Consider the following 14,202-nt stretch of genomic DNA (forward strand, 5'->3'; position numbering starts at 1 on the left):
CCGCGGGGCGGGGCCGCGTGGGGGGGCGGTCAGGCGCGGGGGACGTCCTCGGCCAGCACGGCCGGCCAGCGGGACACGTCCTGCGGGGTGGTCGCGACCTGCAGCGTGGCCCGGGGCATGAGCTCGACCAGCGCCCGGGCGGTGGAGAGGGGATGGGCGGGATCGTCCGCCCAGGCCAGCACCGTCGTGGGAACCCCGATCCCCGCCACCTGCTCCCGGGTGGGCAGGTCGCTCATCGCCGCCCCCCGGTAGACGGACGGCAACAGGTCACCGCTGACGTGGGGCACCGTGTCCGGCGTGCCCACCGTGGCCGGGGGCCGCGGCATGGACCGGCTGGCCGCGACGAACCGCTCCACCCCGTGGTCCTCGATGAACCGCGCCAGGCGCCGGTAGTCACCGGCCTGCGCGGTGCGGGTGTCCCAGGCGGTCGGGGGCAGCAGCAGCGTGAACCCGCTGAACCGGTCGGGGTCCCGGACGGCGGCGTGCAACAGGGTGGCGGCACCCATGGAGGGGCCCACCCCGTGCACGGCCTCTCCCGGGAACCAGTGGTCGAGCAGGCGCAGGAGGTCCTCGGCGAGCGCGGGCCAGCGGTAGTCCTCCGGCTCGCGCCGGCCGGTGGAGTGGCCGTGTCCCCGGGCGTCGTAGCGCAACAACCGGGTGCCGGACAGTCCGCGGCCCAGGTCCAGGTCCAGGACCCGGTCCCGTGACCGGCTCGAGGTCAGCCCGTGCAGCTGCACGACCGGATGGCCGGACTCATCGCTGAACGACCAGGCGATCTCGGCGCCCGGCACCGTGAACCTGTGCATGTCAGCTCCGTTCTCCCGTGCCGTCCTGAGAGGACAGCAGGCTACAGTACTGCCATGCGCCTCACGCATGTCGCGTCCCTGCGCCTGCCGTTCGGTCCGCTGCTCTCCTACGACCTGGCGGTGTCCCCCGCGGAGGGCATCCTCCCCGTGTCCTTCGACCAGGCCCGGCACGTGGGCGGCGGGGACCGGCCCGGTTCCTGGATGGCGCTGGCCTTCAGCCTGCCGGCCCCGGTGCCGCGGAATCACCTCGCGGCGGCCTGGCGCGCCGTCGTCACCGCGCACGGCACCCTGCGCACGGTCTTCGTCCGGGACGACGACGGCGCCCCCACCCTGCGCGAGGCCGGCATCGGCCCGGGCACGTGGGTCCGGCACGAGGTGGCCCCGGGCCAGGCGATGCACGACGCCCTGCGCGCCGTCCTGGACGCCGGGTGCACGCCCTTCGCCCGGCCCTCGCACCGGTTCTGCGTCATCGAGACCGCCGACGGGCCGACCATCGTGGTCGGCGCCGATCACGCCCACGTGGACATGTGGTCCCTGCTGGTCATCGCCCGCGACCTGCTCACCGCCCTCGACCGGCTGGCGGACGGCCTGGACCCCGGGCTGACGGGCGCCCCGGCCTTCGCCGAGCACAGCCGGTGCCTGCTGGACCGGCCCGGGGCCCCCGCCGAGGTCCACCGCCGCTGGGCGGAGGTCATCGAGGCCGGGGGCGGGGTGATGCCCCGGTTCCCGCTGCCCCTGGGGGATCCGGCCCCGCAGCCGGAACGCGTGGAGGTCCGGGACGTGCTGAACGTGACGGGCATGACCGCCTTCGCCACCCGGGCGCGGGAAGCCGGCGTGTCCACGCTGGCGATGACCGTGTCGGTCCTGACCGTCACCACCCGCGAGGTGGCCGGCGCGGACCTGCGTGCGGTGTTCCCCGTGCACAGCCGCTACGAGGAGCGGTGGCACGATGCGGTGGGCTGGTTCATCACCAACTCGGTGCTCGAGTCCGCCGATCCCGATCCCGGCGCGTGTGCGGGGGCCGTGCGGGAGGCCATCCGGCTGGGATCCTGGCCGCTGGCCGGGATCATGGCCCCGTGGGGCGGCATGCCGGAGGCCCCCGGGATGCTCGCCGTCTCCTGGCTGGACCTGCGGCGCCTGCCGGTGCAGGTCGACTCACACGCGCTGAACGCCCAGTACGTGAGCGCCGCCATCCGGACCACGGGGGTGATGCTGTGGTTCATCATCGACGGCACCGGCGTGCACCTGCGCTGCCGCTACCCGGACACGCACGAGGCCCGGCGCAACGTGGGGACCTGGCTGGACGACCTGGTGGCCCGGATGCGGGATCAGGCGGTGAACGCCCGTCCCGTCAGCCGCTCGTAGGCCTCCACGTACCGCGCGCGGGTCCTGGCCACGACGTCGGCCGGCAGCGCCGGGGGCGCCTCGCCGGAGTGCCGGTCCCAGCCGGATGCGGCCGAGGTCAGCCAGTCGCGGACGAACTGCTTGTCGAAGGACGGCTGGGCGCGGCCGGGCTCGTAGTCCCCGACGTCCCAGAAGCGGGAGGAGTCCGGGGTCAGCACCTCGTCACCGAGCACGATCCGGCCGTCGGCGTCCAGCCCGTACTCGACCTTGGTGTCCGCCAGGATGATGCCGCGCTCCCGGGCGATCCGCTCGGCCCGCGTGTACACGTCCAGGGTCAGTTCCCGCAGTCGCTGCGCCGGGGTCTCCCCGATCAGCCGGGACATCTGCGCGAAGGTGATGTTCTCGTCGTGCTCGCCCACGTCCGCCTTCGCCGAGGGGGTGAAGATGGGCTCGGCCAGCCGCGAGCCGTCCACGAGCCCTGCGGGCAGCCGGATCCCGGTCACCGTCCCGGACTCGCGGTACTCGGCGAGGCCGGAGCCGGTGAGGTAACCGCGCGCGATGCACTCGACCTCGAACATGTCCAGCCGCTTGACGACCATCGCCCGGCCGGCCACGGCCGCGGGGACGTCCACGGAGACCACGTGGTGCGGCACGTCCAGCTGCTCGAACCACCACAGGGACAGCTGGGTCAGGACCGCGCCCTTGTCCGGGATCTCGGTCTCCAGCACGAAGTCGTAGGCGCTGATCCGGTCCGAGGCCACCACCAGCAGCGTCGCGGACTGCCCCGGTGCGGCGTCGGCCGGCTCGTACAGGTCCCGGACCTTGCCCGAGTAGACGTGCCGCCAGCCGGGCAGCTCCAGAACCGTCGCGCCGAGCCCCTTGAAGTAGTCGGCCATCAGAGCGCCTCCCCCGCGGGAACGGTGATCTCCCCGCGTTCGGCCTTCAGCCCGATGTCCGTGCGGTGCCGGGACCCCGGCAGCGTGATCCGTTCCACGCCCGCATAAGCGCGCTCGCGCGCCGCGGCCAGGGTCTGTCCCAGCCCGACGACGGCCAGGACGCGTCCGCCGGCGGCGACCAGTCCGCCGTCGGGCCCGGGGCCGGTGCCCGCGTGCAGGACGGACACCCCCTCCAGGGCCTCGGCGTCCTCCACCCCGGTCACGGGGCCGCCCTTGACGGGGGCCTCGGGGTAGCCCTCGGCCGCGACGACGACGTCCACGGCGTACTCGTCCGACCACTCCAGTGCCCGCACCCCGGCCAGGCAGCCCGTGGCGGCGTCCATGAGCAGCCGGCCGAGCGGGGTGCGCAACCGGGCCAGCACGGCCTGGGTCTCGGGGTCCCCGAAGCGCACGTTGAACTCGATGACGCGGATCCCGCGGGCGGTCAGGGCCAGTCCGCAGTAGAGGACGCCCGCAAACGTGGTGCCGCGGTCGGCCATGGTGGCGATGACGGGGCGGGCCACCTGGTCCATGACCTCGTCCACGAATCCCTCGGGCAGCCAGTCCAGCGGGGTGTAGGCGCCCATGCCGCCGGTGTTGGGACCGGTGTCGGCATCGCCGATCCGCTTGAAGTCCTGCGCGGGGGCCAGCGGGACGGCGTTGGTGCCGTCCGAGAGCACGAACAGGGAGACCTCGGGGCCGTCCAGGTACTCCTCGATGACCACGGTGCCGTGGGCGGCGAAGCAGGCCTGGGCGTGGGCCAGGGCCTCGTCGCGGTCGGAGGTGACCACCACGCCCTTGCCGGCGGCCAGCCCGTCATCCTTGACCACGTAGGGGGCGCCGAACTCGTCCAGCGCCGCGGCGGCCTCCTCGGCGGTGGCGCAGGAGTGCGCGGCGGCGGTGGGGACGCCGGCCTGGGCCATGACGTCCTTGGCGAACGACTTCGAGGCCTCCAGCTCGGCCGCGGCCCGCGAGGGGCCGAAGACGGTGAACCCGGCCTCGCGCAGGGCGTCGGAGACGCCGGCGGCCAGCGGGGCCTCGGGCCCCACGACGACGAGGTCGGCCCCCAGCTCGCCGGCCAGCTCGGTGACGGTCGTGGCGTCCGTGGCGTCCACCGGGTGGACGGGGACGTCGAGCGCGATGCCGGCGTTGCCGGGTGCCGCGTGGACCTCGCGGACGGAGGGGTCGCGCAGCAGGGCGCGGACGATGGCATGCTCACGGCCGCCGGAGCCGAGGACGAGGATCTTCACGGTGCCCAAGCCTAGACGGTCCCGTAGCCTGAACCCATGAGCACCCCGTCCCGCGGCCCGGATGACGACGACTTCTCCTACGGCCGGCTCTACGGCCGGGCGCCCCGCACCGGTGGCGCCGGGGCCAGCACCCTGTCCACGGTCTACACGTTCGTGCTGGTGTGGATGACGACGGCCCTGATCATGTGGTTCGGCAGCCGGCTGTTCGGCTTCGAGCGCGGCGACGTGACCGTCGCGGTGGTGTCCCTGGCGTGCTCGCTGGCCGCCGCGATCGCGATCACCGCCTGGGTCCGGCGCCGCCGGCGCTGACGGCGCCGACGGGAACGACTCTGACCGGCCGGTCCGGGAGGCCCTGCGCCGGGTGCGCGCCTACAGTGGTGACCATGCCCCAGAAGTCCGCCGCGCGTCAGTCGCCCTCCGCCACCTTCTCCCCCGCCGAGGCCGTGGAACTGGTCCACGTGGTCCGCAACGGTTTCATCGAGTCCCGCACCACCGGCTCCGCCGTGGTCACCGCCCCGGACGGGTCCGTGCTGGCCTCCCTGGGGGCGCCGGAGGCGCTCATCTACCCGCGCTCCACGCTCAAGCCGCTGCAGGCCATCGCCTCGCTGCGCCAGGGCGCCCGGCTGGTGGACGAGCAGATCGCCCTGGCCTGCGGTTCCCATCGCGGCACCGCCCGGCACCGCCAGGCCGCGGCGACCATCCTGTCCTACGCGGGCATGGACGAGTCCTTCCTGCAGTGCCCGCCGGCCTGGCCCGCGGACCCGGCCGGCATCATCCAGCTGGCCCGCGACGCCGGCCCCGAGGGCCCGGTGCAGACCCCGCTGGCCTACAACTGCTCCGGCAAGCACGCCGGCTTCCTCTCCGCCTGCAAGCACGGCGGGCACGACCCCGCCACCTACCTGGACCTGGACCATCCGGTCCAGGGCGAGGTCGCCGCCGTGCTGGAGCAGTACTGCGGCGAGCCCGTGACCCGCTGGGGCGTGGACGGGTGCGGGGCCCCGGCCCCGGTGCTGTCGCTGACCGGTCTCGCGCGCGGCTTCGGCGCGGTCGCGGCCGCCCCGGACCGCCGGGACGCCGAGGTGCACGCCGCCGCGGTGGCCACCGCCATGCTCGAGCACCCCTGGGCCGTCCACGGGGAGACCAACACCAACACCGTGGTGATCCGGGAGCTGGGCCTGCTCGCCAAGCTCGGCGCCGACGGCGTCATGGCCATGGCCGCCCCGGACGGCACCTCGGTGGCGGTCAAGGCGCTCGACGGCGGCACGCGCGCCGGCAACCTCGTGGCCCTGGTGCTGCTCGCCCAGTTCGCCCCCGGGCAGGTGGACCTCGAGGCCCTGCCGGGCGTGCTGGAGACGGTCGTCCCGAAGATCCTGGGCCGCGGCGAACCGGTCGGCCGGGTGCAGCTGGCCCGGCCCGTGCTGGACCTGCTGGACTGAGGCCGTGTCCGTCAAGCGCCGCATCGCCCCCGACGCCGGCCGCGCCGCCGTCGGTGCCTGGTCCGCCGCCCGCCGGGACGGGCCCGAGGAGGCCGCCGCCCTGCCCCGCTCCACCCGGGCCACGGCCGTGCGGTACCTGCTGGAGGAACTGGCGGAACGGGCCCCGGGCAACTCCGTGGAGGTGCGTGTCCCGCCGTTCGGGGTGTGCCAGTGCATCGAGGGTCCGCGGCACACCCGCGGCACCCCGCCGAACGTGATCGAGACGGACCCCGCCACCTGGCTGGACCTGGCCACGGGACTGATCGGCTGGGACGCCGCCGTCGCCGACGGGCGGGTGCTGGCCTCCGGGTCCCGGGCCGACCTGTCCGCCTGGTTGCCGCTGGCCCGGTAGCGTCAGCGCGGGACCGGCGCCGCGGGCGGCGACGCACGGCCCGGCCCCCGCCCGCACCCCAGTACCATGGACGGCATGACTTCTGCCTCCGACGGCCCCGCGGACGATCCCGCCGCCACCCCGATGCGGCCGGACCCGGACGCCCTGGAACACCGCGACCTGGTGGTCCGGCGTGCCCCGAAGGTGCACGTCTTCCTGCTGGGCGGCGCCGCGCTCGGGGTCCTCGCGGCCCTGGCGGTCTCCCTGACCGGACGGCAGAACCCGGAGTTCACCTTCGGGTCCGTCTTCGGGTACTTCGTGGTGGTCTTCGGGATCATCGGCGTCGGCGTGGCCGGACTGGTCTGGCTGGTCCTGGACCGGCGGTCCCGCGCGCGTGCCCGCACGGTGCACGCCCGGGCCGTGACGGACCCGGCGCAGGCCGACTACGCCGTGGACCCCTCCGACCTGCAGCAGTGGCGGGAGAAGTGGGACAATGAGGGACGTGACGACGATGCGCGGTGACGGCAGGCTGACCCACGACCTCGATCCCCAGGAGAAGGGGCCCCAGGACGAGTGCGGCGTCTTCGGCGTCTGGGCACCCGGGGAGGACGTCTCCAAGCTGGCCTACTACGGCCTCTACGCCCTGCAGCACCGCGGCCAGGAGTCCGCGGGCATCGCGACCTCGGACGGCCAGCGCATCTCCGTCTACAAGGACCTCGGCCTGGTCTCGCAGGTGTTCGACGAGGCGACCCTGAACACCCTGACCGGGCACATCGCCGTCGGGCACTGCCGGTACTCGACCACCGGCGGGAACAACTGGGCCAACGCCCAGCCCACGCTGGGGGCGACGTCGGCCGGTACCGTCGCGCTGGCGCACAACGGCAACCTGGTGAACTCCGCCGAGCTGTTCCGGATGGTGGAGGCGCGCTACGGCAGGCAGACCCGCGGCGAGCTGGCCCAGGGCAACACCACGGATACCGCCCTGGTCACCGCGCTGCTGCAGGGCGAGGAGGGATCCACCCTCGAGGAGACCGCCGTGGCGCTGCTGCCGCAGATCCGCGGCGCGTTCAGCTTCGTGTTCATGGACGAGCACACCCTCTACGCCGCGCGCGACCCGCACGGGGTGCGCCCGCTGGTGCTGGGCCGGCTGGAGCGCGGCTGGGTGGTCGCCTCCGAGCAGTCCGCCCTGGCCACCGTGGGCGCCGGGTTCATCCGTGAGGTCTCCCCCGGCGAGATGATCGCGATCGACGAGGAGGGCATCCGCTCGACCCGTTTCGCCGAGCCCACCCCCGCGCACTGCGTCTTCGAGTACGTCTACCTCGCCCGCCCGGACGCCGCCATCAACGGCCGCTCCGTGTACGAGTCCCGCGGGGAGATGGGCCGGGCGCTCGCCCGGGAGAACCCGGTGGACGCCGACGTCGTCATCCCGGTCCCCGAGTCCGGCACCCCCGCGGCGGTCGGCTACGCCACGGAGTCCGGCATCCCCTTCGGCCAGGGCTTCGTCAAGAACTCCTACGTGGGACGCACCTTCATCCAGCCCTCCCAGACCCTGCGGCAGCTGGGCATCCGGCTCAAGCTCAACGTGCAGCCGGCCGTGGTGGCCGGCAAGCGCGTGGTGGTCGTGGACGACTCGATCGTGCGCGGCAACACCCAGCGGGCCATCGTGCGGATGCTCAAGGAGGCCGGAGCCCGCGAGGTGCACGTGCGCATCTCCTCCCCGCCGGTGAAGTGGCCCTGCTTCTACGGCATCGACTTCGCCTCCCGGGCCGAACTGATCGCCAACGGCGCCGGGGTGGAGGAGATCGCCGCCTCCATCGGCGCCGACTCGCTGAAGTACATCTCCGAGGAGGGGATGATCCAGGCCACCGAGCAGCCCCGCGAGAGGCTGTGCACCGCCTGCTTCACCGGCGACTACCCCATCGCGCTGCCCGTCGAGGACGAGCGCGGCAAGCACCTGCTGGAGAAGGCCACCGCCGGACCGGCCCCCACGGTGGACCCGGCCGAGCGGCCGGGTGCCGACGGTGAGGACCCGGGCCCCGGAGCCTCCCTGGAACCCCTGCTGACCGAGACCGACAGGACCCCGCTGTGACCGATGCCGTGAACCCCGCCGAGTCCGCCAGCCACGCTGGCATCACCTATGCCGCCGCCGGTGTGGACGTGGAGGCCGGTGACCGCGCCGTCGACCTGATGAAGGAGGCCGTCAAGGCCACCCACGGTCCTGACGTGGTCGGCGGGTTCGGCGGCTTCGCCGGCCTGTACGACGTCTCGGCCCTGCTGAAGTACTCGAAGCCGCTGCTGGCCACGTCCACGGACGGGGTGGGCACGAAGGTCGCCATCGCCCAGGCCCTGGACAAGCACGACACCATCGGCCTCGACCTGGTCGGCATGGTGGTGGACGACATCGTGGTGGTCGGCGCCGAGCCGCTGTTCATGACCGACTACATCGCCTGCGGCAAGGTCGTCCCGGAGCGCATCGCGGACATCGTGCGGGGCATCGCCGAGGGCTGCTCCATCGCCGGCGCCGCCCTGGTGGGCGGGGAGACCGCCGAGCACCCGGGACTGCTGGGCGTGGACGAGTACGACGTGGCCGGTGCGGTCACGGGCGTGGTCGAGGCCTCGGCCCTGCTCGGCCCGGAGCGGGTGCGCGAGGGCGACGTCGTGATCGCGATGGCCTCCTCCGGCATCCACTCCAACGGCTACTCGCTGGTGCGCCGTGTCATCAACTCCGCCGGCTGGTCCCTCGACCGGGAGGTCACCGACTTCGGCCGCACGCTCGGTGAGGAGCTGCTCGAGCCGACCCGCATCTACGCCGGCGACTGCCTCGACCTGGTGCGCCACCTCAACGGCGATCCCGTGACCGGTTCGGCCGGTTCCGTGACGACGGCCTCCGGGGAGCCGGCCCTGCGCGGCTTCTCCCACGTCACCGGCGGCGGGCTGGCCGCCAACCTGGCGCGCGTGCTGCCCCAGGGCCTGATGGCCACCGTGGACCGCGGCACGTGGGCCATCCCGGCCGTCTTCGAGCTCATCACCCAGCTGGGCCGGGTGCCGCTGGCGGACCTGGAGCGCACCCTGAACCTGGGCGTGGGCATGGTGGCCGTGGTGGCCCCCGAGGCCGCCGACGAGGCCGTGGCCCGACTGCACTCACGCGGCCTGAGGTCCTGGGTCGCCGGCACCGTGGGCACGCTGACCGACGAGGCCGCCGGTGCGGGCGAGGACTTCATGCAGGGCGCCAAGGGCGTGGACGGCGGCGCCGTCCTGCTCACGGGAGCCTACGCCCAGTCCTGATCGGGCGTCGTCGGGCCCGGCCGGGCCACCGTCGGCCCCGACCAGGTCCCGGAGCGCCTGATCAGCGCCGGGCGTCGAGCCAGGCCAGGGCCGGGGCCACGCGGGTGCGCCAGCGGAACGTGGCCCGGGTGTCCCCCCGGGTGGGGCCGCCGTTGATCACGGCCACCGGCTTGCCGGCCCGTTCCGCGTCCAGCACGAACCGGAAACCGCTCATCACCGCCAGCGACGTGCCGATCGCCAGCACCGCGCCGGCGCGCTCGAAGGCCTCGCGGGCCGCGGCCTTGCGCTCGGCCGGCACGCTCTCCCCGAAGTACACGACGTCCGGCTTCAGCTCCACGGAGCCGCACTCCCGGCAGCCGGCCATGGTGAACCGGTCCACCCACTCCTGGCCCAGGGTCACGTCCCCGTCCGGGTTCACCAGCTCCGGGTCCACCCGCACGGCCTCGAGGTAGCCGGGGTTGGCGGCCACCAGCCGCGCGTCGAAGTCACGCCGGTCCTCCACGGCGCCGCAGTGCAGGCAGACGACCCGGTCCAGGTCCCCGTGCAGGGCCACCAGCCCCGGGGTCCCCACGGCGGTGTGCAGCCCGTCCACGTTCTGGGTCACGATCCCGGCCAGCAGGCCCTCGCGCTGCCAGCCGGCGAGGATGTGGTGCGACTCGTTCGGCTCCGCGGTGTCCATCTGCCGCCACCCGACGAAGGACCGCGCCCAGTAGCGGTGCCGGGCGCCGTCGTCGTGCCGGAACTCCTGGTAGGTCATCGGGCGGTGCCGGTGCAGCGAGCCGCCGGGCCCGCGGTAGTCCGGGATCCCGGAGTCGGTGGACACCCCGGCACCCGTGATGACCAGGGGCGCGGCGCCGGCCAGCAGCTCCCGGATCCCGGCCCGGGCCACCTCGGGGTCCTGCAGCGGGGCGGAGTCCTCCACCACGCGGGCGATCGAGCGCAGGGCGGCGCGATGGCCGTCGGCCGCGGGATGCCCGGGGCGCAAGGAGGACCCTGACCTCACGGAGCCGGTCGGCGTCGTGAGGTCAGGGTCCTGGGGTCCTTCAGCAGTCATGACGACCATCAACCCGCGTAACGGGGATCGTCGTCCTCCTCGGTATTCTCGACGTCCGTGTACTTGTCCGCGTAGGCGATGTACTGGTCATCGTCACGGCTGGAACCACGGCTGCCGGCGAGCTCACGTTCGAGCGCCGACAGGTCTGTGGCCGGGGAGAAATACTTCATGTCCCTGGCCTGCTTGGTTGCTTTAGCCTTTTGACGGCCGCGCCCCATGAGCGTGACCCCCTTTGTTCTCCGTCTCCGGGTGGTCAGCTTCTAGGCAGGGCTGGACCGGAGTATGCGCTGTCATGATGGTTCGTGCTCACTAGGTTAACATGTTTCAGCACCCCTTGGCGCCGCCCGGAACGTGACGTCCGCCCCCTCACGCCGGCGACCACACGACGCCGGCCGCGCGGGCCCGCCGGCCGCGCCGACGGGGGTGTCCCACCGGTACGGAAGGACCCCTTGATGGACACGAACGAGGACCGCCCCAGCGAGCAGGGGTCCGGCTCCGTCCCCTACCTGCCGCCGAGGCCGTCCGAGGACGTCCCCCCGCAGCGGCCACGCCGCGGCTGGTGGGTGGCGATCGGCGCGGCGGTGGTCCTGGCGCTGGCCCTGTTCGTCGTGTGGCCACTCGTCTCCTCCCAGCTGGACCCGCGCACCGGGGACGCCGGCACCCCCGAGCCCTCCGTGTCCCGCGACGCGGACCCCGGCCTGGACGGCATCATCGCCCGCGACGTGCCCCCGGGCCAGGTCCAGCCGGGTGACTGCCTGACGGACTTCACCGCCGTGCCGGAGCCGGCCACGGTGGTCGAGTGCAGCCGCGAGCACGAGGCCGAGCTGGTGGGACGCAAGCTGTGGCCCGCCGACGGCCAGTTCCCCGGGGACCGGATGCGGCCGGAGGCCGAGGAGTTTTGCGGGACCATCCAGCTGGGGCAGACCGGTGACGCCCAGGTCGTCGTCGAGATCTCCCACCCGACCGAGGGCACCTGGGCCGCCGGTGACCGCCGCGTGGACTGCGTGGCGGTGGCCCATGACGGCACCCTCACCGGTTCCCTCGTCGACGAGCCCGCGTTCCAGGACTGGAGCACCCCGGGCGCCGCGGGGTCCTGACGCTCAGCCCCTGCGGGCCACGCTCAGGCGGTCCTGCTCCGAGCCCTGGTCCCCGGTCCGGTCCACCGTCACCGTGTCCCCGTCCGCGATCTCTCCGGACAGCAGGGCGCGGGCCAGCTGGTCGCCGATCTCCCGCTGCACGAGCCGGCGCAGCGGGCGGGCGCCGTAGGCCGGGTCGAAGCCGGTCAGCGCCAGCCACTCCCGGGCCGCGTCCGAGACCTCCAGGCTCAGCCGGCGCGAGGCCAGCCGCCGCGCGAGCGAGGCGACCTGCAGGTCCACGATCCGGGTCAGGTCCTCGATGGACAGCGCGTCGAACATGATGATGTCGTCCAGCCGGTTGAGGAACTCCGGCTTGAAGGACGCGTTCACCACCTTCATCACCGCCGCGCGCTTGGCCGCGTCGTCCAGCGCCGGGTCCACCAGGAACTGGGACCCCAGGTTCGAGGTGAGGATGAGGATCACGTTCCGGAAGTCCACGGTGCGGCCCTGGCCGTCGGTGAGGCGGCCGTCGTCGAGCACCTGCAGCAGGATGTCGAAGACCTCGGGGTGGGCCTTCTCCACCTCGTCCAGCAGGATGACCGAGTACGGGCGGCGCCGCACGGCCTCGGTCAGCTGGCCGCCCTCCTCGTGGCCGATGTACCCCGGAGGGGCACCCACGAGCCGGGAGACGGTGTGCTTCTCCGAGTACTCGGACATGTCGATGCGCACCATGGCGTGGTCGTCGTCGAACAGGAACTCCGCCAGCGCCTTGGCCAGCTCGGTCTTGCCCACGCCCGTGGGGCCGAGGAACAGGAACGAGCCGGTGGGCCGGTCGGGGTCGGAGATCCCGGCCCGGGAGCGGCGCACCGCGTCGGACACCGAGCTCACCGCCTGGCGCTGGCCGATCAGCCGTTCGCCGATGTGGTCCTCCATGGTCAGCAGCTTGTCCTGCTCGGACTGGAGCATGCGGCCGGCCGGGATCCCGGTCCAGGCGGAGATGACCTCGGCGATGTCATCGGCGGTGACCTCCTCGGAGACCATCGCCTGCTCGCCGCTGGGCGCGCCGGACTCGGCCTCCACCGCGGCCTGCAGTGCCTTCTCCAGCGCCGGGATCTCGCCGTAGAGGATGCGGGAGGCCTCGGCCAGGTCGCCGTCGCGCTGCGCCTTGTCCGCGGCCGAGCGCAGTTCGTCCAGCCGCACGCGCAGGTCACCGGCCTGGTTGAGGGAGGCCTTCTCGGACTCCCACTGGGCGTTGAGCGCGGCGAGCTGCTCCTTCTGGTTGGCCATCTCCTCGCGCAGCGCGGCCAGGCGCTCCACCGAGGCGGGGTCGGTCTCGTCCTGCAGGGCCAGCTCCTCCATGGTCAGGCGGTCCACCGAGCGGCGCAGCTGGTCGATCTCCTCCGGGGCGGAGTCGATCTCCATGCGCAGCCGGGAGGCGGACTCGTCGACCAGGTCGATCGCCTTGTCCGGCAGCTGCCGGCCGGAGATGTACCGGTCGGAGAGGTTCGCCGCGGCCACGAGGGCCGAGTCGGCGATGGCCACCTTGTGGTGCGCCTCGTAGCGCTCTTTGAGGCCGCGCAGGATGGCGATCGTGTCGTCCACGGAGGGCTCGCCCACGTAGACCTGCTGGAAACGGCGCTCCAGGGCCGGATCCTTCTCGATGTTCTCCCGGTACTCGTCCAGGGTGGTGGCGCCGATCAGGCGCAGCTCGCCGCGGGCCAGCATGGGCTTGAGCATGTTGCCGGCGTCCATGGCGCCCTCCGAGGCCCCGGCGCCGACCACGGTGTGGATCTCGTCGATGAACGTGACGATCTGCCCGTCCGAGGCCTTGATCTCCTCCAGCACGGCCTTGAGCCGCTCCTCGAACTCACCGCGGTACTTGGCCCCGGCGATCATGGATCCCAGGTCCAGGCTGATCAGCGACTTGCCGCGCAGCGACTCCGGGACGTCCCCGGCCACCATCCGCTGGGCCAGGCCCTCCACGACGGCCGTCTTACCCACGCCCGGCTCGCCGATGAGCACGGGGTTGTTCTTGGTCCGGCGCGAGAGCACCTGGACCACGCGGCGGATCTCGGCGTCACGGCCGATGACGGGGTCCAGCGTGCCGGCCCGGGCGATCTCCGTGAGGTCGGTCCCGTACTTCTCCAGCGCCTGGAAGGTGTTCTCCGGGTCCGGGGTGGTCACGCGCGTGTCCCCCCGGACCTCCTTGACCGCGGCGGACAGGGCCTCGAGGCTCGCACCGGCGTCCCGCAGGGCCGCCCCGGCCCGGCCGGCGTCCGCGGCCAGGCCCAGGAGCAGGTGCTCGGTGGAGACGTAGTCGTCCCCAAGGGCCTCGGCCTGCTGCTGGGCGGCCTGCACCGCGAGCAGCCCCTGGCGGGAGAGCTGCGCCTGGGCCACGGAGGTGCCGGAGGTGGCGGGCATCTGCTTGATGGCGGTGGACGCGGCGGTGGACACCACGTCCGGGTCGACGCCGGCGGCCTTGAGGACCGCGACGGCGACGGAGCCGCGCTGGTCCATGAGCGCCTTCAGCAGGTGGGCCGGCTCGATCTGCGGATTGCCGGCCGTCGAGGCGTGCATGGCCGCGGCGGACAGCACCTCCTGGCTCTTCGTGGTGAACTTCGCGTCCATGGCGTACTCCTCCCTCCC

14 protein-coding genes are annotated in these 14,202 nt (G+C 73.5%); 8 read left to right on the plus strand and 6 right to left on the minus strand.

The genetic code is table 11. The annotated features are described in order from the left end of the window. Positions 1–29: 29 nt before the first annotated feature. A complete protein-coding gene (locus GGQ69_RS10515; RefSeq protein ID WP_183527804.1) occupies positions 30–806 on the minus strand; it encodes an alpha/beta fold hydrolase in 777 nt (258 codons plus the stop codon). A 54-nt stretch (positions 807–860) separates the two neighbouring features. On the opposite strand from GGQ69_RS10515, the gene GGQ69_RS10520 reads away from it, so the two are divergent. Then, a complete protein-coding gene (locus tag GGQ69_RS10520) occupies positions 861–2,171 on the plus strand; it encodes a condensation domain-containing protein (protein WP_183527806.1) in 1,311 nt (436 codons plus the stop codon). Here GGQ69_RS10520 and GGQ69_RS10525 read toward each other — a convergent pair. Both GGQ69_RS10525 and purD read right to left on the minus strand, forming a co-directional pair. Then, entirely contained in the window at positions 2,135–3,046 is a 912-nt protein-coding gene (locus GGQ69_RS10525) for a phosphoribosylaminoimidazolesuccinocarboxamide synthase (RefSeq protein WP_183527808.1), read from the minus strand. The two genes, GGQ69_RS10520 and GGQ69_RS10525, sit on opposite strands and share 37 nt — an antisense overlap. After that, on the minus strand, positions 3,046–4,335 hold the full coding sequence (gene purD / locus GGQ69_RS10530) for a phosphoribosylamine--glycine ligase (protein ID WP_183527810.1): 1,290 nt from the start codon (positions 4,333–4,335) through the stop codon (positions 3,046–3,048). Before purD ends, GGQ69_RS10525 begins: the two co-directional genes overlap by 1 nt. 36 nt (positions 4,336–4,371) lie before the next feature. On the opposite strand from purD, the gene GGQ69_RS10535 reads away from it, so the two are divergent. The 6 genes from GGQ69_RS10535 (at position 4,372) to purM (ending at position 9,426) form a co-directional block, all read left to right on the plus strand. Beyond that, entirely contained in the window at positions 4,372–4,644 is a 273-nt protein-coding gene (locus GGQ69_RS10535; RefSeq protein WP_183527812.1) for a hypothetical protein, read from the plus strand. Between the two features lie 74 nt (positions 4,645–4,718). Beyond that, on the plus strand, positions 4,719–5,771 hold the full coding sequence (locus GGQ69_RS10540) for an asparaginase (RefSeq protein WP_183527814.1): 1,053 nt from the start codon (positions 4,719–4,721) through the stop codon (positions 5,769–5,771). 4 nt (positions 5,772–5,775) lie between these two features. After that, positions 5,776–6,162 (plus strand): sterol carrier family protein, encoded by a 387-nt coding sequence (locus GGQ69_RS10545; RefSeq protein WP_183527816.1) that lies wholly within the window; start codon positions 5,776–5,778, stop codon positions 6,160–6,162. A gap of 75 nt (positions 6,163–6,237) precedes the next feature. Beyond that, positions 6,238–6,663 carry a hypothetical protein gene (locus GGQ69_RS10550; protein ID WP_183527818.1) on the plus strand — a complete coding sequence of 142 codons (426 nt, stop codon included), beginning with the start codon at positions 6,238–6,240 and terminating at the stop codon, positions 6,661–6,663. Beyond that, complete coding sequence (purF, locus tag GGQ69_RS10555) at positions 6,653–8,230, plus strand: amidophosphoribosyltransferase (protein WP_183528572.1); 1,578 nt, start codon at positions 6,653–6,655, stop codon at positions 8,228–8,230. Before GGQ69_RS10550 ends, purF begins: the two co-directional genes overlap by 11 nt. Further along, positions 8,227–9,426 carry a phosphoribosylformylglycinamidine cyclo-ligase gene (gene purM / locus GGQ69_RS10560; protein WP_183527820.1) on the plus strand — a complete coding sequence of 400 codons (1,200 nt, stop codon included), beginning with the start codon at positions 8,227–8,229 and terminating at the stop codon, positions 9,424–9,426. The genes purF and purM overlap by 4 nt, the downstream gene beginning before the upstream one ends. Positions 9,427–9,487: 61 nt before the next feature. Here the strand turns inward: purM and GGQ69_RS10565 are convergent, their stop codons facing one another. Beyond that, a complete protein-coding gene (locus tag GGQ69_RS10565) occupies positions 9,488–10,411 on the minus strand; it encodes a Sir2 family NAD-dependent protein deacetylase (RefSeq protein WP_183528574.1) in 924 nt (307 codons plus the stop codon). Between the two features lie 77 nt (positions 10,412–10,488). After that, entirely contained in the window at positions 10,489–10,698 is a 210-nt protein-coding gene (locus GGQ69_RS10570) for a DUF3073 domain-containing protein (protein WP_029138985.1), read from the minus strand. A gap of 234 nt (positions 10,699–10,932) precedes the next feature. Between GGQ69_RS10570 and GGQ69_RS10575 the strand changes: the two genes are divergently transcribed. Further along, complete coding sequence (locus tag GGQ69_RS10575) at positions 10,933–11,577, plus strand: hypothetical protein (protein WP_183527822.1); 645 nt, start codon at positions 10,933–10,935, stop codon at positions 11,575–11,577. Positions 11,578–11,580: 3 nt separating this feature from the next. Here GGQ69_RS10575 and clpB read toward each other — a convergent pair whose 3' ends face one another. Then, positions 11,581–14,184, minus strand: a complete 2,604-nt coding sequence (clpB, locus tag GGQ69_RS10580; RefSeq protein WP_183527824.1) for an ATP-dependent chaperone ClpB — start codon at positions 14,182–14,184, stop codon at positions 11,581–11,583. Positions 14,185–14,202 lie beyond the last annotated feature (18 nt).

Source organism: Micrococcus sp. TA1 (assembly GCF_014199555.1).
Classification (GTDB): Bacteria; Actinomycetota; Actinomycetes; order Actinomycetales; family Micrococcaceae; genus Citricoccus.

Bases quoted from the DNA above. Each gene is read 5' to 3' on its own strand.
- GGQ69_RS10515 (WP_183527804.1), bottom strand. From the start codon at position 806: ATGCACAGGTTCACGGTGCCGGGCGCCGAGATCGCCTGGTCGTTCAGC.
- GGQ69_RS10520 (WP_183527806.1), top strand. From the start codon at position 861: ATGCGCCTCACGCATGTCGCGTCCCTGCGCCTGCCGTTCGGTCCGCTG.
- GGQ69_RS10525 (WP_183527808.1), bottom strand. From the start codon at position 3,046: ATGGCCGACTACTTCAAGGGGCTCGGCGCGACGGTTCTGGAGCTGCCC.
- GGQ69_RS10535 (WP_183527812.1), top strand. From the start codon at position 4,372: ATGAGCACCCCGTCCCGCGGCCCGGATGACGACGACTTCTCCTACGGC.
- GGQ69_RS10540 (WP_183527814.1), top strand. From the start codon at position 4,719: ATGCCCCAGAAGTCCGCCGCGCGTCAGTCGCCCTCCGCCACCTTCTCC.
- GGQ69_RS10550 (WP_183527818.1), top strand. From the start codon at position 6,238: ATGACTTCTGCCTCCGACGGCCCCGCGGACGATCCCGCCGCCACCCCG.
- purF (WP_183528572.1), top strand. From the start codon at position 6,653: ATGCGCGGTGACGGCAGGCTGACCCACGACCTCGATCCCCAGGAGAAG.
- GGQ69_RS10570 (WP_029138985.1), bottom strand. From the start codon at position 10,698: ATGGGGCGCGGCCGTCAAAAGGCTAAAGCAACCAAGCAGGCCAGGGAC.
- GGQ69_RS10575 (WP_183527822.1), top strand. From the start codon at position 10,933: ATGGACACGAACGAGGACCGCCCCAGCGAGCAGGGGTCCGGCTCCGTC.
- clpB (WP_183527824.1), bottom strand. From the start codon at position 14,184: ATGGACGCGAAGTTCACCACGAAGAGCCAGGAGGTGCTGTCCGCCGCG.